Annotated in this window: 17 protein-coding genes and 1 tRNA gene; 11 read left to right on the top strand and 7 right to left on the bottom strand. The window is 73.0% G+C overall.

The annotated features are described in order from the left end of the window. Nucleotides 1-135: 135 nt before the first annotated feature. The 5 genes from V9U70_RS00885 (at nucleotide 136) to V9U70_RS00865 (ending at nucleotide 5503) form a co-directional block, all read left to right on the top strand. Nucleotides 136-1194 (top strand): phenylacetate--CoA ligase family protein, encoded by a 1059-nt coding sequence (locus tag V9U70_RS00885; RefSeq protein ID WP_336672450.1) that lies wholly within the window; start codon nucleotides 136-138, stop codon nucleotides 1192-1194. Beyond that, on the top strand, nucleotides 1194-2564 hold the full coding sequence (locus V9U70_RS00880) for an aldehyde dehydrogenase family protein (protein WP_336672449.1): 1371 nt from the start codon (nucleotides 1194-1196) through the stop codon (nucleotides 2562-2564). Before V9U70_RS00885 ends, V9U70_RS00880 begins: the two co-directional genes overlap by 1 nt. A 123-nt stretch (nucleotides 2565-2687) precedes the next feature. After that, complete coding sequence (locus tag V9U70_RS00875) at nucleotides 2688-3068, top strand: tyrosinase family oxidase copper chaperone (protein ID WP_336672448.1); 381 nt, start codon at nucleotides 2688-2690, stop codon at nucleotides 3066-3068. Between the two features lie 29 nt (nucleotides 3069-3097). Beyond that, complete coding sequence (griF, locus tag V9U70_RS00870) at nucleotides 3098-4018, top strand: grixazone synthase (protein WP_336672447.1); 921 nt, start codon at nucleotides 3098-3100, stop codon at nucleotides 4016-4018. Between the two features lie 123 nt (nucleotides 4019-4141). Continuing rightward, entirely contained in the window at nucleotides 4142-5503 is a 1362-nt protein-coding gene (locus V9U70_RS00865) for an MFS transporter (protein WP_336672446.1), read from the top strand. Here the strand turns inward: V9U70_RS00865 and griH are convergent. The 3 genes from griH to V9U70_RS00850 form a co-directional block, all read right to left on the bottom strand. After that, the gene (gene griH / locus V9U70_RS00860) at nucleotides 5470-6582 is read right to left on the bottom strand and encodes a 3-amino-4-hydroxybenzoic acid synthase (protein ID WP_336672445.1); all 1113 of its coding nucleotides are present in this window, start codon (nucleotides 6580-6582) and stop codon (nucleotides 5470-5472) included. The two genes, V9U70_RS00865 and griH, sit on opposite strands and share 34 nt — an antisense overlap. A gap of 86 nt (nucleotides 6583-6668) precedes the next feature. Next, nucleotides 6669-7490, bottom strand: coding sequence for a 2-amino-4,5-dihydroxy-6-oxo-7-(phosphonooxy)heptanoate synthase (gene griI / locus V9U70_RS00855; protein ID WP_336672444.1), 822 nt, complete (start codon nucleotides 7488-7490; stop codon nucleotides 6669-6671). 168 nt (nucleotides 7491-7658) lie between these two features. Then, complete coding sequence (locus V9U70_RS00850; RefSeq protein ID WP_336672443.1) at nucleotides 7659-8942, bottom strand: aspartate kinase; 1284 nt, start codon at nucleotides 8940-8942, stop codon at nucleotides 7659-7661. 352 nt (nucleotides 8943-9294) lie between these two features. On the opposite strand from V9U70_RS00850, the gene V9U70_RS00845 reads away from it, so the two are divergent. From V9U70_RS00845 to V9U70_RS00830, 4 genes are all read left to right on the top strand, one after another. Next, on the top strand, nucleotides 9295-10149 hold the full coding sequence (locus V9U70_RS00845) for an NPP1 family protein (protein WP_336672442.1): 855 nt from the start codon (nucleotides 9295-9297) through the stop codon (nucleotides 10147-10149). Nucleotides 10150-10343: 194 nt separating this feature from the next. Then, complete coding sequence (locus tag V9U70_RS00840) at nucleotides 10344-10802, top strand: peptidoglycan-binding domain-containing protein (RefSeq protein WP_336672441.1); 459 nt, start codon at nucleotides 10344-10346, stop codon at nucleotides 10800-10802. 86 nt (nucleotides 10803-10888) lie between these two features. After that, nucleotides 10889-13309, top strand: coding sequence for a tetratricopeptide repeat protein (locus V9U70_RS00835; protein ID WP_336672440.1), 2421 nt, complete (start codon nucleotides 10889-10891; stop codon nucleotides 13307-13309). Between the two features lie 211 nt (nucleotides 13310-13520). After that, nucleotides 13521-14636, top strand: a complete 1116-nt coding sequence (locus V9U70_RS00830; protein WP_336672439.1) for an ADP-ribosylglycohydrolase family protein — start codon at nucleotides 13521-13523, stop codon at nucleotides 14634-14636. Between the two features lie 305 nt (nucleotides 14637-14941). On the opposite strand, the gene V9U70_RS00825 is transcribed toward V9U70_RS00830, so the two are convergent. The 3 genes from V9U70_RS00825 to V9U70_RS00815 form a co-directional block, all read right to left on the bottom strand. Then, nucleotides 14942-15148 (bottom strand): DUF397 domain-containing protein, encoded by a 207-nt coding sequence (locus tag V9U70_RS00825; protein ID WP_336672438.1) that lies wholly within the window; start codon nucleotides 15146-15148, stop codon nucleotides 14942-14944. Between the two features lie 323 nt (nucleotides 15149-15471). Continuing rightward, nucleotides 15472-16329: a helix-turn-helix domain-containing protein gene (locus V9U70_RS00820; RefSeq protein WP_336672437.1), complete on the bottom strand. Its 858-nt coding sequence runs from the start codon at nucleotides 16327-16329 to the stop codon at nucleotides 15472-15474. Nucleotides 16330-16603: 274 nt separating this feature from the next. Beyond that, on the bottom strand, nucleotides 16604-17323 hold the full coding sequence (locus tag V9U70_RS00815) for a GOLPH3/VPS74 family protein (protein ID WP_336672436.1): 720 nt from the start codon (nucleotides 17321-17323) through the stop codon (nucleotides 16604-16606). A 192-nt stretch (nucleotides 17324-17515) separates the two neighbouring features. Between V9U70_RS00815 and V9U70_RS00810 the strand changes: the two genes are divergently transcribed. Together V9U70_RS00810 and V9U70_RS00805 are read left to right on the top strand one after the other, a co-directional pair. Continuing rightward, the gene (locus V9U70_RS00810) at nucleotides 17516-20050 is read left to right on the top strand and encodes a D-alanyl-D-alanine carboxypeptidase (RefSeq protein WP_336672435.1); all 2535 of its coding nucleotides are present in this window, start codon (nucleotides 17516-17518) and stop codon (nucleotides 20048-20050) included. 181 nt (nucleotides 20051-20231) lie between these two features. Then, complete coding sequence (locus V9U70_RS00805; protein ID WP_336672434.1) at nucleotides 20232-22334, top strand: MFS transporter; 2103 nt, start codon at nucleotides 20232-20234, stop codon at nucleotides 22332-22334. A gap of 125 nt (nucleotides 22335-22459) precedes the next feature. Here the strand turns inward: V9U70_RS00805 and V9U70_RS00800 are convergent. Then, a tRNA-Arg gene (locus V9U70_RS00800) sits at nucleotides 22460-22532 on the bottom strand. Nucleotides 22533-22833 lie beyond the last annotated feature (301 nt).

Raw genomic sequence — 22833 nt, 5'->3', positions numbered from 1 at the left:
CCGCCGTCCGCCCGCACGGTCTCGTGCGGGCGGACCGCTGTCATGACACGCGAGCGATACGTGTCCGATAGGCGTCGCCCGCACGATGGGTTCCCGTACCGCCCTTGCCCGCGATCAGGAGAGCGGAAGACAGTCATGAGTCGCATCATTGATCCTGAATTCGACAGTCACGTACGCAAGTTGATGGCCTGGCACTTCGACGCCGCGACCGGCTCTCCGTTCTGGCTGGGGAAGCTGGACACGCTGGGGTTCGACCCGGTGACCGAGGTGCAGGGGCTCGATGATCTGACCCGGTTCCCGGACGTCAGCTCCGAACTCCGCTCCGTGCCCGCCCAGGACCTGATCCCGCGCGGCCTGGCCGACCGCCCCTTCCGGGTCTACGACTCGGGAGGCACGACCGGCTCCCCCAAGCGCATCGTGGACAGCGCCTACCGGTCCCAGGTGACCGCGTGGGCCCGCCAACGGCTGATCGCGTGCGGCGTACCCGCGGACGGCAACTGGCTGCACCTGGGCCCCGGCGGACCGCACGTCATCGGATTCGACACGGCCCGCTACGCCGCGCTCGGCGGCGGTGTCTTCTACAGCGTCGACCTCGACCCCCGCTGGGTGAAGCGGCTGCTGGCCGACGAGCGCGGCGAGGAGGCGGAGGCGTACGTCCAGCACCTGCTGGACCAGGCCGAGACGATCCTGGAGAGCCAGGACGTCGCGGTCCTCAACACCACCCCGCCCCTGCTGGCCGCCATCTGCCTCCGGCCGCGCCTCTACGAGCTGGTGCGCACCAAGATCCGGGCGATCATCTGGGCCGGGACGTCGATCAGCACCGAGAACCTCAAGCAGCTGCGCGAGGTCTTCTTCGCCGACGCCCGCGTGGTCGGGATCTACGGGAACAGCCTGATGGGCGTCGCCCCCCAGCGCCCCGCCCGGCCGGGCGACTCCCACCCCTGCGTCTTCGAGCCGTTCCCCGAGACCACCCGCCTCGAACTCGTCGACGAGAACGGCGAGCCGGTGGCGTACGGCGAACGCGGCCGGGTCCGGCTCCAGCTCGTCTCCGAGGAGATGTTCCTGCCGAACATCCTGGAGAGGGACACCGCGATCCGCGTCCGCCCGCAGGAGGACTCCTTCGTCGACGGCCTCGCCGACGTGCAGACGTACCGCAGCCTCGACGACGTCACCATCATCGAGGGGGTCTACTGATGAGCACGGCCGCGCCCGCCGCCATCGCCCTCGACCCGGTCGTCTGCGGCCGCCGGGTCGACAGCTCTGACCGGTCCGCGCTGCCGAGCGTCCTGGGCGGCGTCCTCGCCGACGTCGGGACCGCACCCCAGCTGCTCGCCGTCGCCGCGCTGCACGAGATACGCGCCCATGCGGACGGCAGGCCCCCCGCCCCCGCCGTGTTCACCGAGGCGGCGCGGCTCTTCGCCACCGCGGTCCTGGACGGCGAGAGCCCGCAGGAGTACGTCACCCGGGTCTGCCGCTCCACCGGCCTCACCGCCACCGCCGTCGACCAGGCCATCGCGGACCTGACGGCCGAGATGAGCGAGATCCCGGAGACGACCCTCGCGGAACTGCCCGCCACCGGCCTCGGCGACGGCTTCGACACCCGCTGGGTCCCGCGCGGACGGGTCTTCGCCGCCGTCATGGCGAGCAACCACCCGGTGCCGAACGTCTCCTGGGTCCAGGCGCTGTTCCACGGCTACAGCGTCCTCGTCAAGCCCGGCAGCCGGGACCCCTTCACCCCCGCCCGGCTGCTGGCCGCCCTCACCGCGGCGGGCCTGCCGCCCGCCAAGGCGGCGTTCCTGCCCTGCTCCCGGCAGGTCGGCGAACTCCTGCTGCGCGAGGCCGACCGCGGCATCGTCTACGGCGGCGAGAGCGCCGTCGCCACCTGGCACCAGCGCGAATCGGTCGCCGTACGAGGACCGGGGCGCACCAAGGCGTTCGTGGACGCCGACCCCGACGACTCCGTCATCGAGCACCTGGCGATGTCCGCGTCCTTCGACGGGGGCACCCGGTGCACCAACCTGTCGGCCGTCCTGACCACCGGGTCGGTGGACGACCTCGCCGACCGGCTCGCGGAGCGGCTCGGGAAGCTCCCCTCGATGCCCGCGACGGCCGACGGGGCCACGCTCCTGGTGGTGAGCCGGGACCGCGCCGGCCGACTGCGCGCACAGGTCGCCGAACTGCGCCGCTCGCTCACCGACCACAGCGCCCGCGCCGGCGAGAGCGAGACCGTCGTCGAGCTGGACGACGGGTCGTGCCTGCTGCGGCCCGTCGTGCTCTCCGCCGACCGGGCCGGACACCCGGCGGTGGGCACGGAACTGCCGTTCCCCTTCGTCGTGGTGGCCCCGTGGACGGAGGCCGACGGCGTGGAGCCGCTGCGCGACTCCCTCGTCCTCAACCTCCTCACCGACCGCGAGGACCTGGTGGAGGCCGTGATCCGGGAGCCGAGCATCCGCAAGGTGACGCGCGGCCGGGTCCTGCCCTGGACGGCGATCCCCGGCATCCCGCACGACGACAACTACACCCAGTTCCTGCTCGAACCCAAGGGCGTCGTGGCCCAGCGCTGACGCCCGCCGGGCCCCTCGCCCGGACCCCCGCCCCGGCGTCCGGGGCGCCGGTCCCGCGAGACCCGCCCCCGTGTCCGCCCACCCCCGTTCCCGTATCCGCAGGCATGAGAAAGGACCCCCTGTATGCCCATGAACCGGCGAGAGATGGTCATGGCCACCACCGGTGCGGCGCTCGTCGCCGCCGCGGCCGCCGTCCCCCTGATGAGCGGTGACGGCGAGAGCACCGCCCAGGCCGCCGCGCCCGCCGGCGCGGCGGAGCAGGAGCACGTCGAGCGCTACCGCGGCCGCACCATACGCGTCGCCACCGCGGCGGCGGGCGGCGGCGTCTACATCGACGACCAGCCCCTGCACCTCATGAAGTTCGCGGACGACGCCTACCTCAGCTCCATGTGCCACTACGAGATGGCGACCAGCCCGCTGGACGCCGCCCGGCGCGCCGTGGAGGAACTGCGTGGCGCCCAGCTCCAGCCGTCCACGCACGGCTCGCACGTCACCCACATCTGATCCCGGCCCCGGAGCGAAGGAAGCCAGCGATGGTCCACGTACGCAAGAACCACCTCGCCATGACGGCAGAGGAGAAGCGCCGCTTCGTCCACGCCGTCCGTGAGATCAAGAGACGCGGGATCTACGACCAGTTCGTCAAGCTCCACATACGCGTCAACTCCATGGACTACCTGGACAAGGAGACCGGCAAGCGCCTCGGGCACGTCAACCCGGGCTTCCTGCCCTGGCACCGGCAGTACCTGCTGAAGTTCGAACAGGCCCTCCAGCGGGTCGACCCGCGGGTCACCCTCCCCTACTGGGACTGGACCACCGACCACGGCGAGGACTCGCCGCTGTGGGCCGACGACTTCATGGGCGGCAACGGCCGGCCCGGCGACCGCCGCGTGATGACCGGGCCGTTCGCCCGCGACAACGGCTGGAAGCTGAACATCAGCGTGATCCCGGAGGGCCCGGAGGACCCCGCGCTGAACGGCAACTACACCCACGACGACCGTGACTACCTCGTACGGGACTTCGGCACCCTCACCCCGGACCTGCCCACCCCCCAGGAGCTGGAGGAGACCCTCGCGCTCCCGGTGTACGACTGCCCGCCCTGGAACCACACCTCCGGCGGCACGCCCCCCTACGAGAGCTTCCGCAACCACCTGGAGGGCTACACCAAGTTCGCCTGGGAGCCCCGGCTGGGCAAGCTGCACGGCGCGGCCCACGTCTGGACCGGCGGACACATGATGTACATCGGCTCGCCCAACGACCCGGTGTTCTTCCTCAACCACTGCATGATCGACCGGTGCTGGGCACTGTGGATGGAGCGGAACCCCGACGTCCCGCACTACCTGCCGGCCGTCCCCACCCTGGACGTCCCCGACCTCAACACCCCGCTCGGACCCTGGCACACCAAGACCCCCGCGGACCTGCTCGACCACACCCAGTTCTACACCTACGACCAGTAGTCCTCGGCCGAACGGTGCCGGGCAGCGGAGACCCGCTGCCCGGCACCGCTGCGTTGTGCGCACACCCCCGCCCCAGCAGCCGTGCGCGCACGCCACCGCGCCCGAGGCGGGAGGGAAAACCCCGTGTACGCAGTTCTCGCCCTGTGCTGGCTCGTCGTCTTCTTCGACGGCCTCGACGTCACGGTCTACGGCGCTGTCATGCCCTACATGCTCGACGACCCGGCCTTCGGGTTCGACGCCTCCGCGGCCGGCCGGATCGGCAGCTGGACCACCTTCGGCATGCTCATCGGCGCCCTCACCGCGGGCAACACCACCGACTGGCTCGGCAGACGCGCCGTCCTCGTCTGGTGCGTCCTGCTCTTCTCCGCCGGGTCCGGGGTCTGCGCCCTGGCCGGCGACCCCACGCAGTTCGGCGCGGGGCGGTTCCTCGCGGGCCTGGGGCTCGGCGGGCTCATGCCGATCTGCCTCACCGTCGTGGCGGAGTTCTCCCCGCCGCGCCGCATGGCCCTGGCCACCGGGGTGCTCATGACCGCCTACCACGCCGGAGGCATGGCGGCCACGGGGCTCGGCCTCGCACTGGCCCCCGACCACGGCTGGCGCTGGCCCTTCGCCGCGGGCGCGCTGCCCGCGCTCATCGCCGTACCCCTGCTCCTGCGCCATCTGCCGGAGTCGCCGGGCGTGCTGTACGCCCAGGGGCGGTTCGAGCAGGCCCGCGCCACCGCGGAGCGGTACGGGCTGCCGGCCCCGTCCGCGAAGGACGCGCCCGCGCCTGGAGCGGCCGGCCGGCTGCGGGCGGTGCGCGCCCTCGTCGCGCCGGGCCGCAGGCTGGCGACGCCGCTGCTGTGGGCGGCGTCCTTCTGCGGGCTGCTCCTGGTGTACGGCATCTCCACCTGGCTGCCCCAGCTGATGCGCTCCGCCGGATACGGCCTGTCGACCTCGGTCAGCCTGCTCATGGTCATCAACGCCGGAGGCATCGTCGGCATGCTCGTCGCGGGCCGGGTGGCCGACCGGTTCGGCGCGGTCCGGGTCGCGGCCTGTTGGTTCCTGCTCACCGCGGGGGGCCTCGCCCTGCTCGCCACCGGGCCGTCCCTGGCCTTCACCTACGGGGTCGTCGCCTTCACCGGCATCTGGCTCTTCAGCGCCAGCACCATGGTCTACGCGGTCGCCGGCCGCTTCTACCCCGGGGCCGACCGCGCCGCCGGCCTGGGCTGGGTCACCGGGGTGGGCCGGCTCGGCGCGGTCGTCAGCCCATGGCTGGGCGGGGTGCTGGTCAGCCGGGGGCTGGGCAGCGGCGGGTTCCTGGTCTTCGCCCTCGGGGCGGTGCTCGGAGCCGTCGCGGTGGTGCTGGTGCCGGCCGTCGCGGCGACCCGGCGGCGCCACGACGACGACCGCGCCGCCCGGAGGAACCCGGGCGGCGCGGCCACAGCGGGCGGGAAGCCCGCCGGTCGGTCCTACTTCTCCAGGCAGAACTCGTCGATCGGGTAGCCGACGTGGCGGTCCTCGACGGGCAGGTAGCCGAGGACCGTGTCGCCCGGCTTCAGCTCGGTGCTGTTGAGGACCACGCCACCGGGGCCGAGGACCCGCACGTGCCAGTCGTCCTGGAGGATCAGGTTGACCCGCCGCCCGTCCGGGGCCTCCGCGTCGATGGAGATGAGCGGCCGGGTCTCGATCTTCACCCGGCCCACCGTCACCAGCCGGGTGTTGCCCTTGATGTCGACGGCGGTGAGCTTGCTGCCCGTCTTCAGCTCGCTGAGGTAGTTGGTGCGCTCGTCCTTGCCCAGCGTGTACGAGTGGATGGCGCCGGCGTTGACCCGGAACGGCCGGGTGGGCATGTACGGCAGCGGGTGGGTCTCGCTGACGCACAGGATCATGCCCTTGGAGTGCGAGCCGACCAGGATGCCCTCGTCCTCGCCGAAGTGCGTGGTGGTGTCCACGCAGGCCCGCTCGCCCATGCCGATGTGGCTAGTCTCGACGACCCGCAGTTCGGTCAGGTTGAGGTTGGGGATGCCCGCCTCGGCGATCCGCTTGAGCTCCGCGGTGTCCCCGACGCCCTTCGGCGCCATCATCACGCCGTCAGAGCCGTGCTCCAGCACCCCGAAGAGGATCTCGGCCTCCTCCAGGTCCTGCGCGATGGTCACCATCGAACCGGTGGCCCGCGCGGCGGCGGCGATCACGATCTCCAGCGGGATCTTGGTCGGGTCGCGGAAGAGGAGCACGGACCACTTCTCGGTCCGCGAGGACTCGCAGGCGTCCTCCAGGGTCGGCGCGTCGATGATCTCGACGAACCGCCCGAACTCGATCTCGGGGTGCTTGATGGCGAGCTCGGCCGGCGTCACCCCGTGCTTGACCGGGTCGACGATGACGACCGTCGCGTCGCCGAACTGCTCCGGCAGCGGCTTGCCCTGGAGGAGCAGCACCTTGGTGACGGTGGGCGGCAGGTCCGCGAGGTCGGCCGGGTCGTCCGCGACCAGCGCGTCCACCCGGTGGTGCAGCGCCTCCTGCACGATGGCGGCACGGGCCTCACCCAGGGCGCGGATGTCGAGCCAGGTCAGTTTCGAAGACATGGGAGAACTCCTCAGAAGCGTTGGTACGGGCCAGAAGCGTTGGTACGGGTGGCGCGGAACCGGGTGGACCGCGGGCAGGGGGGAGATCAGGCAGCGGTGGACGCCATGCCGGCGGGAACCGGCGGCGCGTGCCTCTCGCTGTGGTGGATGAGGTCGGCGAGCTTGTCCGCCATCGCCCCGGGGTCGGCGGCCTGGAAGACGTTGCGGCCCATGGCGACCCCGGCGGCGCCGCCGCGCAGGGCGTCGTCGACGTAGGCCAGAATCCGGCCCTCGTCGTTGTCGCGCGGCCCGCCGACCACGACGACCGGCACCGGGGAGGACGAGGTGATCTCGGCCATCTCCGCCACCGAACCGACGTACAGGGTCTTGACGAGGTCGGCGCCGAGGTCGACGGCCACCTGCACGGCGTGGGCGACGAGCGCCGGGTCGCGCGGGTCGGCGATCTTGGGCCCGCGGGGGTACATCATGGCGAGCAGCGGAACGTTCCAGCGGTCGCAGGCGTCCGCGACCGCCGCCATGTCCGCGATCTGGGTGCGCTCCTCGTCTGAGCCGAGGTTGACGTGGACGCTGACGGCGTCCGCGCCCATCCGCAGGCTCTCCTCGACGCTGGACACCAGGTACTTGGCGTTCGGGTCGGGGGCGTGCATGGTGCTGGCGCTCAGGTGCACGATCAGCGAGGTCCGGGTGAACCACTCCGGGTTCACGTGGCGCAGGGAGCCCTTGTGCAGGACGATCCCGTCGACGCGGTGCGACGCGAGGTCGCGGACGAGGGAGTCGAGGCAGTGGGCGCGGGTCAGCGGGCCGTCGGTGATCGAGTGGTCCAACGGGACGATGAACAGCCGGTCGGGGGCGTGGTGGTGGAGCCGTTGGAGTCGCAGGCTCCTGCCGAAGGGTGCGTTGGGCGCCATCAGTGCTCCTGTCGGTTGTCGACGGATGCCGTACGCCGGGACGGCGGCATCAGGGTGGGGATGTACGGCGTCCGAGGTGGGTGAAGAGAGGGACGCGGGGTGCGGCGTCCGGGGCGGAGGGCGCCGGGGTGCGGCGTCAGGTCCTGGATGCGGGCCGGAGGTACGGCGTCAGGGCCGGGGCGCGGCGCTGGGGGCCATCGCGTCCGCTTCGGTGCCCAGCCCGAACTCGTCGTGCAGGAGGCCCACCGCGCGGACGGCCTCGCCGCTGGGCACGGTGACCGAGACCCGCAGCTGCGACGCGGACAGCGAACGGGCGTTGATGCCCGAGCCGACGAGCGAGGCGAGCATCCGGGAGGCGTACTCGGGCCGGCTGAGCAGCCCCTGGCCGACGATCGAGACCTTGGCGACCTTGTCCTCGACCTCGACCCCGCCCCGCCGCGCGGCCGTGAGGTCCCGGAAGGACCTGCTGACGTCCGCCACGTGCGAGCGGTGGACCGTGAGCCCGATCGAGTAGCCGCCGCCCGGCTCTGGGGAGACCGTGGCCATGTCGGCGGGGATGGACTCCCGGGCCAGGAACTGGAAGACGGCGGGTGAGGGGTCGGGGGTGTCGTGCGTGCGCAGGGTGACCCGGGCGATGTCGGCGTCGTGGACGACGGCGATCACCGGGGTCCTGTCCTCAAGCATGTCGCTTCCGTCTCGTCGATGGATACGGGTGCCTGTCTCGGTGGACGTCGACCGGCCCACGAGGATGTCGACGTCGTAGAGGGCGGCGAGTTCGACGGCCCGTGAGTGCATGACCCGGGCTCCGGCGAACGCCATCTCGGTCATGACGTCGATGTCGATGTCGGGCATGAGGCGGGCGGCGGGCACGACCCGCGGGTCGGCCGTGAACACCCCCGGCACGTCGCTGTAGATCTCGCAGTGGCCGGACCGCAGTTCGGCCGCGATCGCGACGGCCGTCGTGTCCGAGCCACCGCGGCCGAGGGTGATGATGTCGCCCTCGGCGGTGACGCCCTGGAATCCGGCGACCACCACGGTCCGCCCGGCGTCCAGAAGGCTGCGCAGTTGCTCCGTGTCGATCGCGACGATGATGCCCGCGCCGTGCGGGCCGGTGGCGAGAATGCCGCTCCGGGACCCGGACAGGGCGGTGGCGGCCAGACCGTCGCGTTGGAGAGCCATCGCCATCAGCGCCGCGGAGGCGGTCTCACCGGTGGCGAGAAGCTGGTCGAGTTCATGGCCGGCCGGGTGCGGGTTGACCGCGTCGGCCCGGCCGATCAGCTCGTCGGTGGTGTCGCCCTGTGCGGAGACCACGACGACCACGCGCCGCCCGGAGCGGGCGAGCGCGCCGACCCGGTCGGCGACCTGGCGTACCTGGGACATGGTGGCGAGCGAACTCCCGCCGAACTTCTGGACCACCACGTCGCCCGTGGGACCGCTGCCTTGCGTAGTCACGCGCTGCTTCCCCCCGCTTCGTCGGGCCCGGCTTTCCGAGCGCTGCGACGAGCTTCCAGGAGGGCGATATCGGGGCCGTGTCTCCGGTGCACCGCGGGCCTATTGGGCGTGTATCGGGCGCTCGAAACGGCGATACGGGCGCCCCCGGCCCCGTGACGACCCGGCCGGACCGGCGAAAGGAGAACAACGGGCGGCCCCGGCCCGTCCGGACGGAAGCCGGACGTGTGGAAAACGAGGAGGAAGCCGCCCGCCCGTCTCGGCCGCCGCCTCCTGGGTATCGACTTCCCGGACCCGCCGATTCCACCCCTGCCGTGCGTCCCCCCACCGGGACCGGCCCCGTGAGGAGCGAACCATGCGCATCCCGACCCCGCCCGCCCCCGCCCGCCGGGCGATACGTCTTCGGCCCCGGCGGCGGGAGACCGCCGGCCCTCGCCGCGGGGCGGTCTCCCGCGCCGGCGCGGTGCTCGCCGCCGCGGCCCTGTTCGTCCTGGTCCCCGCCTCCACGGCCCACGCCGACCCGCCGCACAACCTCCCCCAGAACGCCGGGGGTTACGAGCAGACCTTCTCGCCCGCCTACGACTACGACGGCGACGGCTGCTACGCCACCCCCGCCATCGGCCCGGACGGCACACTCGCGGGAGGGCTGAGGACGACCGGCGCGGTCAACGGAAGCTGCCGCGACCGGTGGGACCTGGACAACTCCCAGACGTACGCCCGCTCGCTGTGCAACAACGGCTGGTGCGCCATCGTGTACGCCAGCTACTTCGAGAAGGACCAGGCCGTCCACGGCAGCGGACTGGGCGGCCACCGGCACGACTTCGAGCACGTGATCTCCTGGGTCGACCAGGGCGCCGACCGGGTCGCCTACGTCTCGACCACCCAGCACAGCACGGTGAAGACCTACCCCCGCTCCCAGGTGCGGTTCGACGGGACCCACCCCAAGGCCGTCTACCACAAGGACGGCCCGAGCACGCACTTCTTCCGCCTCGCCAACGGCAACGACGAGCCGCCGGAGAACCACTACGGCAACTGGCGCTATCCCCCGCTCGTCGACTGGAACGGCTTCCCCAGCACCGCGTTGCGCGACCGCCTCATGAACGCCGACTTCGGCGCCGCGACCATCAAGATCACCGACAGGGACAACCGCTTCCGCAACCTCCTCGACAGCGCCAAGCCCGGCGGCGTCCCCTTCGACCCGTGGGCCTGACGGACGCCGACGACGACGGGCGTCCACCGTCTCCCCGCGTCCTGTCCCTGTCCCGGCAGACGGTGAGACGCCCAGGTCACATGCGCGACTCCCCGTCCCACCGTCCCACCGTCCCGCGTTCCCTTGTGGGCGTTGTGAGCCCCGTGGCAGCGTCCCTCCCGCCACCAGGACCGGACGAACGAAGGGGAGAACACATGCGACCGAGCGTCCTGACGAGGTCGATGGTCAGCGCCACCGCCGTGGTCGGGCTGGCGATCGGGACCCTCGCGACCGCGGGCACCGGCTTCGCCGCGACGCCCGCGCCGGCCGCCCCGCCGGCGGCGGGCGCCGAGGCCTTCGGCGCCCTCGCGACGAACAACCTCGGCCTCACCACCAAGCAGGCCGAGGGCTTGCAGCGCTCGTGGCTGAGGGGCTGGGGCTACACCGGAGCCATCGACGGCCGGCTGGGCGCCAACAGCTGGAAGGCGATCCAGCGCTGCCTGGAGACGGGGTGGGGCTACAACGACGCGATCGACGGGATCGTCGGACCCAACACGATCAAGGCGCTCCAGCGCTTCCTGAAGCAGTACTCCGGCTACTCGGGCCCGATCGACGGCATCGCCGGGCCGGGCACCAGGGCCGCGTGGTCGAACTGGGCCAACTACATCGGCTGACACGGACGACGGGGCCGATGGCCGGCGCCGCCGCCCGGGGAGGGCGGCGGCCGCCGGATGTCCCCGTGCGCTGACAGACTGTCCCCATGCCCGCGACCACGCCCCGCCGTCTGTCCCTCCAGCAGATCATCGAGGAGCGGCGCCGCGCCGACTTCGTCGGGCGTGAGGCCGAACTCGCCCTGTTCCGCGGCAACTTCACCGTGCCGCCGGAGGACCAGCGGCACCGGTTCGTCTTCCATGTGCGGGGCAACGCGGGGGTCGGCAAGACCTCGCTCGTACGGGAGTGGCGGCAGGCGGCGCGGGAGGCCGGGGCGCTGATCGCCTCGGCCGACGAGAGCGCGGAGTCGGTGCCGGAGGTGCTCGCGGCCGTCTCCGCGCAGTTCGCCGAGCAGGGCCGCCCGTTGAAGGCGCTGGACCGGCTGATCGCCGCATACCGCCGCGCGCTCCACGAGGCGGCCGACCGGCTCACGGCGGAGGGCGAGGCCGCGGCGGGGGCGTCCGGCGGGGGGAGCCCGTCGCCGGGTGCGCTGGCCGCCGCCCAGGCGGGGCTGATCGCCGCGGGGGCGATACCCGTGGTCGGGGCGCTGGCCGGGGGCATCGATCCGGCGGTCGTGGCACGCGGTGCGGGCGGGCTGCGGGCGGTGTTCGGGGGGCGGGCCCGGCAGCAGGAGGAGGCGCGGCTGCTGGCGGAACCGGTACGGGTCCTGAGCCCGGTGTTCGTCGCCGAGCTCGGGCGGGTCGCGGACACCGTGCCGTGGGTGGCCCTGTTCCTGGACGCCTACGAGCGCACCGCGCCCCTCCTGGACCGCTGGCTGTCGGACCTGCTGACGCCGGGGCGATACGGGGAGCTGCCGGCCAACCTCGTCCTGACCCTGGCCGGTCAGCGCCGCCTGGACCCCGTGCGCTGGGGCGACCGGGGCCGCCTGGTCACCGACGTACCGCTGGGGCCGTTCACCGAGGACGAGGCGCGACGGTTCCTCAGCGGGCGGGGTGTGGTGGAGGAGCCCGCCGTGCGGGAGGTGCTGCGGCTCTCCGGCGGGCTGCCGGTCCTGGTGTCGACGCTCGCCGCCAACCCCGGGGCGGCCGGTGAGGCGAACGCGACCGCCGTGGAACGCTTCCTGGCGGGCGAGAGCGACCCGGACCGCCGGGCGGCGGCCCTCGCGTGCGCGCTGCCCCGGCGGTTCGACGAGGACCTGGTCGCCGCCGCCGTACCGCAGGACGGGCCGCACACCGCGCGGGGGCTCTACGCGTGGCTGCACGAGCTGCCGTTCGTCGCCGAACCGCACACGGGCCGCTCCCGCTACCACGGGGTCGTCCGGGCCCCGATGCTCCGGCTCCAGCGCACCGGTTCCCCGCAGCGGTGGACCGAGACGCACGACCGGCTGGCCGAGGCGTTCGCCGCCCGCAGGGACGCGGCGGCCGAGGGCGTCGACCCGGAGCGCCTCTGGGCGCGGGAAGCGTGGTGCCGGGCGGCGCTGGACGTGCTGTACCACCGGCTCTGCGCCCGCCCCCTCGCCGCGCTGCCCGAGGCCCTGCGCACCGGGATCGAGCTCTGCGGGCAGCACCCGCCGGTCGCCCGCCACTGGGCCCGGACCCTCGCGGACGCGGGCGAGGACGCCGACAGCGCCGTCGTACGCGACTGGGGCCGGGACCTGCTCGCGGCCCTCACCGACCACGGCCCCGGCCCCGCCGCCGCCCTCGGGCTGCTGCTGACCCGCGCGGAGCTGGACGACCGGTCCAGGGCCGCCGCCCTCGTCGCACGGGCCTGGGACCGCTTCCGGGCCGGGGACCCCGAGGCGGCCCTGTCGGACCACGGGCGGGCCGTGGCGTTGGACCCGCGCAGCGAACGCGCCCACCAGGGGCGGGCGGTGGTGCTGCGGGCGCTAGGCCGGTACGAGGCCGCCCTCGCGGACCTGGACCGGGCGGAGGAGATCGCCCCCGCCTGGGCCTGGGCGGTGCGCGAGCGGGGTGAGACGTACCGCAGGATGGGGCGGCTGGAGGAGGCCCTGACCGTCCTGGACCGCGCCCACGCGCTGGGCCCGTCCGACGCGGTCCCCCTGGGCAGCCGGGGCCTGGTCCGCCACCGCCTCGGCCGTCACGAGGAGGCCCTCGACGACTTCGACCGGGCGATCGCCCTGTGGCCGGAGTACGTCTGGGCGCTGGTCCGCCGCGCCCGCGTCCGCAGCGTCCTGGGCGACCCGGTGGGCGCGCTCGCCGACCTGGACCGGGCGGAGGAGCTGTCGCCGGGCCTGGCGGGGACCGAGGGGGAGCGGGGCGAGGTGTACCGGGCGACGGGCCGGTACGAGGAGGCCGTCGCCTGCTACGACCGGGCCATCGCCCTGGACCCCGGCTACGCCTGGGCGCACGGCAGCAGGGCCCTGGCACGGGAGGCGCTGGGCCACCGCTCCCGGGCGCTGGCGGACCTGGACCGGGCGTTGGAGCTGGACCCGGAGTACGCGTGGGCCCGCGCGCAGCGGCAGCGGCTGGGGTCGGGCGAGGCGCCGTAGGGGCGAGGGCCCCTCCCGACCGGCCACCGACCACGGGTCAAAAACGACCTGCGGGACGTCCGTCGACATACCCGTACGTACCTCGGTCGCCCCTCTGCCGACCGTTCCCGTTCGAATACAGTGCTTGCGCGGTCGCCCGCAGAGGCCCGCACAGGCGCACGCGACACCGTCGAGCGCACCGGTGGAGGAGCGGCGACGGGGAGGGGGAGGGGTGAGCACGGGCACCACGGTGGTCTGGGGCCGGGCCGAGCAGCAGGACTTCCGCGGCCGGGTCCGCGGGGCCCTGCTCGGAGGGGCGCTGGGGGACGCGCTCGGCGCCGGGGTCAGCGGTCTGTCGCTGGAGGAGATCCGCGAGGCCCACGGGGCCGAAGGGGTCACCGACTACGTGGTCGCGCACGGCAGGCGCGGGGCCGTCACATCGCTCACCCAGCTCACCCTGTTCACCGTCGACGGGCTGATCCGCGCCCAGGTCCGCCGCGACACCGGCGCGTGGCACCCGCCCACCGATGTGCACCGGGCCCACCGCCGGTGGGCGGCCACCCAGCACGACTGGGGGCCCGACGAGCGGCGGGAGGACAACGGCTGGCTGGCCGTGGAGGAGTGGCTCTACGCCCGCCGCGCCCCCGCCCGCGCGTGCCTGGCCGGCTTCGGCGACACCGTCATGGGCACCCTCGACCGGCCGAAGAACCCGGCCGCCCGCGACGCGGGAGCGCTCACCCGGTCCGCGCCGTTCGGGCTGCTCGTCGGCTGGGAGCCGCAGCTCGTGCTGCAACTGGCCGTCGAGTGCGCCGCCCAGTCCCACGGGCATCCCGTCGCCCAGCTGGCGGCGGGAGCCTTCGCCGTCCTGGTGCACGGGCTGGCGCGCGGGGAGACCCTGGACGGTTCCGTCCAGCACACGCTGGCCCTCATCGCCGAACGGCCCGGTCACGAGCCGGTGACCGAGGCGCTGCGACGGGCCCTCGGCTCCGTACGGCAGGGCATCCCGGGGCCGGCTCTGATCGAGGCGCTGGGGGTGGACGACGCCGCGGAAGAGGTCCTCGCCGGAGCCGTCTACTGCGCGTTGGTCAGCGAGGACATCCGGCACGGGCTGCGGCTCGCCGTGAACCACGGCGGCCCCTCCCGCGCCACCGGGTCGGTCTGCGGCGCGCTGCTCGGTGCCCTGCACGGTGAGACGGCCCTGCCGCCGGCCTGGCTGGCGGAGCTGGAGGGGCGCGCCACTCTCCTCGAACTGGCCGACGACTTCGCGATGGAGATGACCCAGGGCCCCGCCCTGCACAGCCCGACGGCCGTCGCTCCGGGCTGGCTGGCCCGCTACCCGCGTGGCTGAGGGGTTCTGCCGGCTCGGCTGAGCGGCGGTGGCCGGGTCCACCGGGTCAGGGCCTGCGTCGTCACGGCCTTCCTGCCGCTTTCGTGCCGCCTACGTGGCGGTCTTCCCGCGAGTCTTTCGGGAGAGCGCGAGGCACTGTCCCGTCCACCGCGTCACAGCGTGCCGAGCCCCCTCGGCCAGGACGGCGAACCGGTCGAGAGGGCTCCATCAGGTGGTGCTGGGTGACCGACGGTCGCGTCGCGTGTCCGGTGACCGGCGGTCGTCGTGCGACCGGCCGACTGCCGGTCGTCCCTGGCCGAGCGGGATCAGGCGTCGACGGCGCCCGCCGCGACGTCGCGTACGAACGCGTTCCACGCACCGGGGACGAAGGTGAGCGAGGGGCCCTCGGGGGCCTTCGAGTCACGGACGGCGATGGACAGCGAGACGGGGGACTTGACCTCGACGCACGCGCCGTTGCCCCCGGAATAGGACGACTTGGTCCAGTGGTCCGTAGCACCCTGAAGAATTGCCATGTTCACTCCGGTTCAGAGAGTTGGGTGAGTCGCACCAACCTGATTCCGATTGGCGTGATCGACGCTACTCGCCAAGCCCCTTCCATGAGAGAGCCGTTCACTCGACCGGGTGGAATTCGCCGGGCAACCCTTCCGCGTTATGGCGGCGGCGGTGTATTGTGCCGCCGCCGCTTGCTCAACGTCCTGTTCGATGCGGTACGGGCGATCGGTCGGGTGTCCGGATTCCGCTGGTGGCACCGTGGCCGTCACCAGCCGCGACCGGCTGGTTCCGGCCGCACGCGGCACGGCGCCGCAACGGTGCGGGAGCATCTGCGCGTCGGCGGTCAGCTCGTGTACGACTTGGCGATCTCGCCGATGAACTCCCGTGTCTGGTCCACGTTCAGCGCCTGCGCCCTCAGGTGCTCGTACATCACGCTGTAGCGCTGCACGTCGTTCGCCTTCTCCAGGTACAGGTCGCTGGTGACGCCCTCGATGTAGACGACGCTGGAGTCCGCGGCGTCAGGGAACTCCAGGATCGCGTACTGGCCGTTGACGCCGGGGTGCGCGCCCATCTCGAACGGCAGGACCTGCACGGTCACATGGGGGAGGTGCGACTGCTCGACGAGGTGCTCCAGCTGGTCGACCATCACCTGCTTGCCGCCGACCCGTCGGCGCAGCGCCGACTCGTCGATCACGGCCCACAGGCGCAGCGGGCCGTCCGGCGCGTTGACCCGGTCCTGACGACGGGCCCGTACGTTGACGCGCTTCTCGATGTCCGCCGGCGGCGCCTCGGGCAGCGCGCCGCTGATCAGCGCCTCGGCGTAGGCGCGGGTCTGGAGCAGACCGGGGATCATCTGGGGCTCGTACACCCGCAGCGACTCCGCGTCGGTCTCCAGGCCGATGTAGACGCTGTACGGGATGTCGCCGAAGGCGTGCCACCAGCCCTGCTGACGCGAGTCCTTGGCCATCTGCATCAGGGAGTCGACGATGCGGTGGTCGTCGACCTCGTACACCCCGCAGAGGTCGCGCACATCGCGCTGGCTGATGGAGCGGCGGCCGTTCTCCAGGCGGCTGATCTTCGACTGGGAGACCAGCAGGCGCTCCGCCACCTCCTCCGCGGTCATGCCCTTGAGTTCGCGCAGGCGGCGCAGTTCCTGGCCGAGCCTGCGTCGCCTGACAGTGGGGTTGACATTGGACGCCACGGAAACGGCACCTCCGGCTATGTAGCTGTGCGTATCTACTGCTCAGCAGATTGCCACCCCCGGGGCCGGCCGCGCTGGGAAACGGCCACACGCGGACCGAGGGGGCGTACGCACCGGAGCGTGGACGGGCGCGCAGGCGCGCGGGGCAGCCGGTGGTGGGTGACCACCGGCTGCCCCGCGCGTGGTGCGGCTCCCGCCCCGGGTCCGAAGACGTCGGCGCGGCGGTGTGGCGGTTGTGCTTCTCAGGTCCGTCCCGACGGCTCAGGCCCGTCCGTCAGCTCGCGGCGGTGTGCACCATGCCGCCGCGCCGGGCCTGAGCTTGCGGCTGCAACGGAACGCCCGCTGCCTGCTGCGCACGGCGCGGCTGGACCGCCACGCCGTTCTGGACGTCCATCACGGCGTGCGCCACGAGGCCGCCCATCGGGTCGTGCCTGATCAGGTCCCGGAGCCGGGAGCGCGATGAGCGCCCCTCGTTCCCGGGGTACAGATGCTTGCCGAGTCCGACCGCGTGGGCCAGTGCGGCGAGTGCCGCGGTCCGCGGGTCCGGCGGTACGCCGGTGCGGATCGCTGTGTCCAGCCGGGCCCTGATGTCCCGGCTGATCGCCGTCTCCGTCGCCTGGTAGCGAGTCGTCGGCAGCACTCCGCACATCTGGCCCGCCACGGCATGGACCATGCCGCACCGCTCCAGATGCGCGAGATAGATCTGACGGAGCCCCAGCCGGGGTCCGCCGATCCAGTGGACCGCCCGTACCGGGCTGCCGCGACGGCGCAGCAGTTCCAGTGCGGAGTCCAGAGTCGGATCTCCTGTCGGCCGTGGCATCACCACGGCGATACGATCCCCGTCAGGGGCTATCCGTCCTGCCAGAGCCAGCTCTACTAGCTGTGCCCCGGCCAGGCCGAGGTCGAGCGACTGCGGCTGCGCTGTGGTACCCGTGGTCGGGTCCAGAGCGAGCAGCAGAAGCTCCTCCGGAATTGTTCTGCGGCTCCTGCCCATCCATGCCTCCCCGCGTGGATGTCTGACAGGGTGACCCCTCTCACATTCATCTGTCGAGAGCGCCTGACTGCTTTGCAGGGGAACCAGTAGGTATGTCGTTCTCGTCTAGCAGCTCGGCCAGGGGTTCACACAGGACACTGGTAGATGGTTCGGACAGCGCGGGGTGACCCCGCAGCGCATGAGGAGGCATCGGTGGCGGGCGAGTCCCCCGGCAATTCGGAGCAGCAGAAGTCGTCGGGGACGGCTGCGGAGGAACGCGACCCGAGGGTCGCCGTGTTCCGTGCCCCCGGCGCGGAGGCGGACGCGGACGGGGACACCGGTACGGACTCCGGGGCGGACGGGGGCACGGCCGCCGGTGCGACGTCCGACACCGCGACGGCTGTCTTCCGCCCCCGCCTCCCCGAGGGCGCGGCAGGACGGGCCGGCGGCGACGCGGGCGCCCCGGAGACCGCTGCGCGTGCCGAGTCCGAGGCTGAGGGCGACCCCGCGAATGAGGCCGGGCGCGAGCCGGGCGGCGAGCCCGATGCGGCCGTGACGGCCCCTGGAGAGCCCGCCACGGACCCGAAGAGCCCCGTGCGGGCTCCGGAGGCCCCCAAGGAGCCGGACGCGGCCACGGAGCCGGACGCGGACGGCACGGCCGGGTCGGCGGACTCGGAGGACGCTGCGGACGAGCCCGAGGACGTCCGGCTGCGCGCCGCCGTCACCGCGTGGGTCGATGCCGATTCCGACGCGGACGCAGAGGCCGACGCGAAGCGGTCGGGGGACTCGAGGGCTGCGGGGGGCTCCGGAGACGGAGCCTCGGAGACCGGGTCCGCGGCGGGCATGAAGCGGGAGCAGAGGCAGAAGCAGGGCCAGGAAGAGGCCGAGCCGAAGGCCGGAACCCCGGCAGAGGCCCGGAGCAGGGCTTCCGACGCCGGGCCGGCCGAGGGCGCAGCCGATTCGCCCGCTGCCGCGGCTGCCGGCTCCTCTGTCGCGGGCGCCGGCTCCGACCGGCGGGAAGTCGATCAGCCCACGGCTGTCTTCCAGGCGGTCAAGCCGGCGGGCCGGGTCGATCAGGCGACGACCGCGCTGAAGCTCCCTCCGCGCGAGAGCGGAGCCGACGACAAGACGGAAGGCCCGACCGGAGACGGCTCCCGGGGCACGTCAGAGGACGCGAAGGGCGCACCCGAATCCGCGTCCACGAGCACGTCGCAGGACCCGTCCGGGACCACGTCCGGGGCTGAGCCGGAGAAGGCGGCAGAGCGCACGAGCACCTTCGTGCCGCTGCGCTCCGACGACGTGCGCCCCGCGCCCCGCAAACCGGAGGCCGGGGCGTCGGCGGGCACGCCCGCCGCTTCGGGCTCTTCGGGCGCTCTGCCCGGTTCTGCGGCGACTCCGGCGGAGTCCGCCGCCCCGTCCTGGGCCGCGGCCGAGCGGACCCGGCAGCAGCCGATGCCGCCGAGGCCGCCGCTCGATCTGCTCGCCGAGCTGACGAACACCCCGCCGCCGCCACAGACCCCGGTCCGCACGGCGGTGCGCCGGGTCAAGATCTGGACCCCGCTGGTCCTCCTCCTGCTGATCGTCTTTGCGATCGTGCAGGTGATGCGCCCGCTGCCGGAGCCCGAGCTGAGGCTGACGGCGAAGCCGACGTACGTCTTCGAGGGCGGTGAGGCTGAGCTGGCCTGGCCGGGCCAGGGCCAGTCGGCGGTGATGGTGGACGGCGTGGGGTCGCTCGGCTCCGAGGGCGCGCAGAAGCCTGCCCCGATCGCCAGCGTCGCGAAGGTCATGACCGCCTACGTGATCCTCAAGGAGCACCCGCTCAAGGGTGAGGAGGAGGGCGAGACGATCACCGTCGACCAGCAGGCGGAGGACGAGTCCAAGCTCGCGGACGAGTCGACGGCCCCGCTGACCAAGGGGCAGAAGCTCAGCCAGCGCCAGATGCTCCAGTTGCTCATGATCCCCTCGGGCAACAACGCGGCGCGGCTGCTCGCGCGATGGGACGCCACCACAGAGGAGGCGTTCCTCGACAAGATGAACGACGCGGCCAAGGACCTCGGGATGACCGGGTCGACGTACACGGACCCGAGCGGGCTGAAGGAGACCACCGTCTCCACCGCCTCCGACCAGCTGAAACTGGCGCAGGCGGTCATGCGTAACGAGGTCTTCCGCGAGGTCGTGGACATGCCCCAGATCAAGATCGAGGGCATAGACGGCACGATCTACAACAACAACACCCTGCTCCTGGAGCCGGGCGTGAGCGGGATCAAGACCGGGTCCTCCACCCCGGCGGGCGGCAACCTGCTCTGGTCCGCGAACACGATCGTCGACGGCAAGAAGCTGTGGATCTACGGCGCGGTCATGGGCCAGCAGGCCGGCACCGGCCGGCTCTACGACAGCCTGACGCTGTCCCTGACCAACAGCCTGAAGCTGATCAAGGACGCCCAGAAGGCCCCCACCTCCGCGACGGTGGTGAAGGAGGGCGACGTCGTCGGGTACGTGGAGAACGGCTTCGGCGGGCGGACCCCGGTGGTCGCCACCAAGAACCTCAAGGCGGTCGGCTGGCCCGGACTGAAGGTCGAGCTGGAGGTCACGGACAGCGGCGAGGGCATCGATCACGCCGCGGAGGCCGGCAGCGAGGTCGGCATGGTGACCGTGGGCACCGGCCCCGGAAAGGTCACGGCGCCGGTGGTGCTCCAGGACGACCTGGCCGAGGCGTCCTTCGGCGACAAGCTGACCAGGATCAGCTGAGCCACCGGCCGGGACACCGGTGCGGAGGGGCGGGCCACGCCAGGAAGGGCGCCGCCCGCCCCTCCGCGGATATGACGGAGATACGTCTCGGGGGTACGTGTTAGCGTCCCCGGACAACGGAAGGGCCCTGGGACGCGTCCTCGAAGAGGTACGGGGCCGGCGCAGGACGGGGAGAGCCGTAGTGACCACCGCGGAGCCGAATCCGGGCCGTGAGACGGACGACACCGTCGGGGCCGGGACGGCGGGAACCGACGCCGCTCCCGCGAGCGGGCCCACCAGCGGGGACGAGGGGGCGGCGCAGTCCTCCGGGTGCGGGGGCACGGGGCCGGACGCGGTGCCCGGACCGACGCCGGACACGGAGCCCGGCGGTGCCGGGCAGGCCCCCGGCCCGGCCCGCGACGACGCCCCGCACCACCGCATACCGCCCTCCCGGCCCCAGGAACCCCGGACTCGTCAGGAATCCCAGGCTCCCCCGGAAGCACAGGCGCCCCCTGGGCCCCCGGCTTCCTCCGGCCTCCCGGAGCGGCCGCGGCCCTCCGCGGGCCCCGACGCCATCGAGCCGCCGGCCCGCGAACGGCGGCTGCTGCGGCACCCCGTCACCATCGCGACGGCCGTCGCCGCGGGCGTCCACCTCCTGTGGTTCTTCTTCTTCGCCAACACCGGCGGCGACATCGCGGCGCAGGACGCCTGGGCCGAGTTCGTCGGCAGGCATCCGGGCACCGCGTACAACCTCGCCTGGTACGGGGGCATGCACCCGGTCTCCTACAGCGTGGTGTCGCCCTACGTGATGTCGCTGCTCGGCGTCCGTACGACGATGATGATCGTCGGGACGGTCTCGTCGGCGCTGACCGCGCTGATCCTCGTGCGGGTCCCCGCCGTCCGCAATCCGCTGGCCTGCTCGCTCGCCGGGGTCTTCGCCTTCCTGTGCAACGCGCTGTCGGGCCGGGTCACGTTCGGGCTCGGCATGATGTTCGCCGTCGGGGCCGTCGCCGCGGTGTTCTGCTGGCCCCACCGGTGGCGGTACAAGCGGTGGGCCAAGGCCGCCGTCGCCGCGCCGCTCGCCGCGCTCGCGACCGCGTCCAGCCCGGTCGCCGGGCTGTTCCTCGGGGTCGTCGCGGCAGCGCTGTTCCTGCACAGACGACGCCCGGGGGCGTACGCCATCGGACTCGCCCCGGTCGCCGTGGTGGCGCTGTCCGCCTGGCTCTTCCCGTTCTCCGGCACCCAGCCGATGTCGTTCGGGACGCTCTCGCTGCCGTTCGTCTTCGCGGCCCTGGTCTACGTCCTCGTACCGCGTGACTGGAGCACGGTGCGCACCGCGTCCGCCGTCTACGGGATCGGCACGCTTCTCACGTACGTCATCGACTCGCAGATCGGGTCGAACATCACCCGCATGGCGATGCTGTTCGCCGGGGTGGCCCTGCTCGCCGCCCTGCCGTACGCCGCGCCGCGCAGCCGCCGCTGGTACGCCCTGGTCCTCGCGTTCGCCGGGCTCAACTTCTGGATCGGCTTCAAGAGCGTCGACGACATCGTCCGCACCGCCCCCACCGCCTCCTGGAACCGCGAACTGGCCCCGCTCGTGCACCAGCTCCAGCAGGTGAAGGCCGAGCGCGGCCGGGTCGAGGTCGTGCCGGCGAGCAGCCACCGCGAGGCCTCCGCCCTCGCCCCGTACGTCAATCTGGCCCGCGGCTGGAACCGTCAGGCGGACATAAAGCGCAACCCGATCTTCTACGACGACACGCTGGACCCGGTGAACTACCGGGAGTGGCTGGACCGCTGGGCGGTGCACTACGTGGTGCTGCCCAAGGGCAAGCCCGACTCCTCCGGGGCGGTCCAGGAGGCCGAGCTGGTGGAGGCGGGGCAGCCCTACCTGCGCGAGATCTGGGGCGACGCCAACTGGAGGCTCTTCCGGGTCCTGGACCCGGTGCCGCTCGCCGACCCGCCGGCGACGGTGGAACGGGCGGGCGCCGGGGAGCTGACGATCCGGGTGCAGTCGGCGGGGCGGGTGCTGATCCGCGTCCCCTACACCCGCTGGCTCGCCCTCGTCGACGAGGAGGGCAACAGCCTGGAGCGGCCGCAGGAGACCGAGGAGTCCAAGAAGCGTTCCCAGGCCGACGAGGACGCGCCGAAGACCTTCGTCAACACCCACGGCTGCCTGATCAAGGTCGAGGAGAGCCCGTACGGCGACGAGTGGACCGAACTGCTCGCCCCCCGCCCGGGCGTCTACCGGCTGACCGCCCCGTACCAGTTCCAGCCGGGCACGCCCTGCCCGGAAGAGCTGAGCTGAAGCGGCGGCCACGGGAGTCCGCGGCGCCGCCCGTCGCGGGTGACCGTGGTCGAGGCGTGCGGGAAGGGCGCGAGCCGGGAAGCCCTCCCGCCCTTGCGGGCGAGAGGGCTCCTGAACCGCTGCTGTGCCCCCGGCAGGATTCGAACCTGCGACACCAGCTTTAGGAGAGCTGTGCTCTATCCCCTGAGCTACGGAGGCCGGGGCTTGCCGAAGACCCTGCCGGAGACCCCAGGGGGAAATGCCGGCGGAGTAAGACAAACGCCCTGGTCATGCGACGTTGTGGCGGTGCCGCGGTAGGTATCCGGAAGGACGCCTTCCCGGGCAGGCGCACTGGAGATCGACTGACCGCTGACAGCCTAGCGGATAGGCGTTGCTGAGGTCGCCCCCGTTGCCGCAGTGCGCCGCGATACCTCCGCGCCGGGCTCGACACGGCGCCCGGGACGCGGGCCGGACCTCGAAACGCCCGAGGGCGGCGCCCCGACCGGGGCGCCGCCCTTCG

Origin of the sequence: Streptomyces pratensis (assembly GCF_037137275.1) — a bacterium.
In the GTDB taxonomy this organism is placed as follows: Bacteria; Actinomycetota; Actinomycetes; order Streptomycetales; family Streptomycetaceae; genus Streptomyces; species Streptomyces pratensis_B.
The sequence above is the reverse complement of the archived record's forward strand: the minus strand, read 5'-3'. Positions and strand labels throughout refer to the sequence as shown.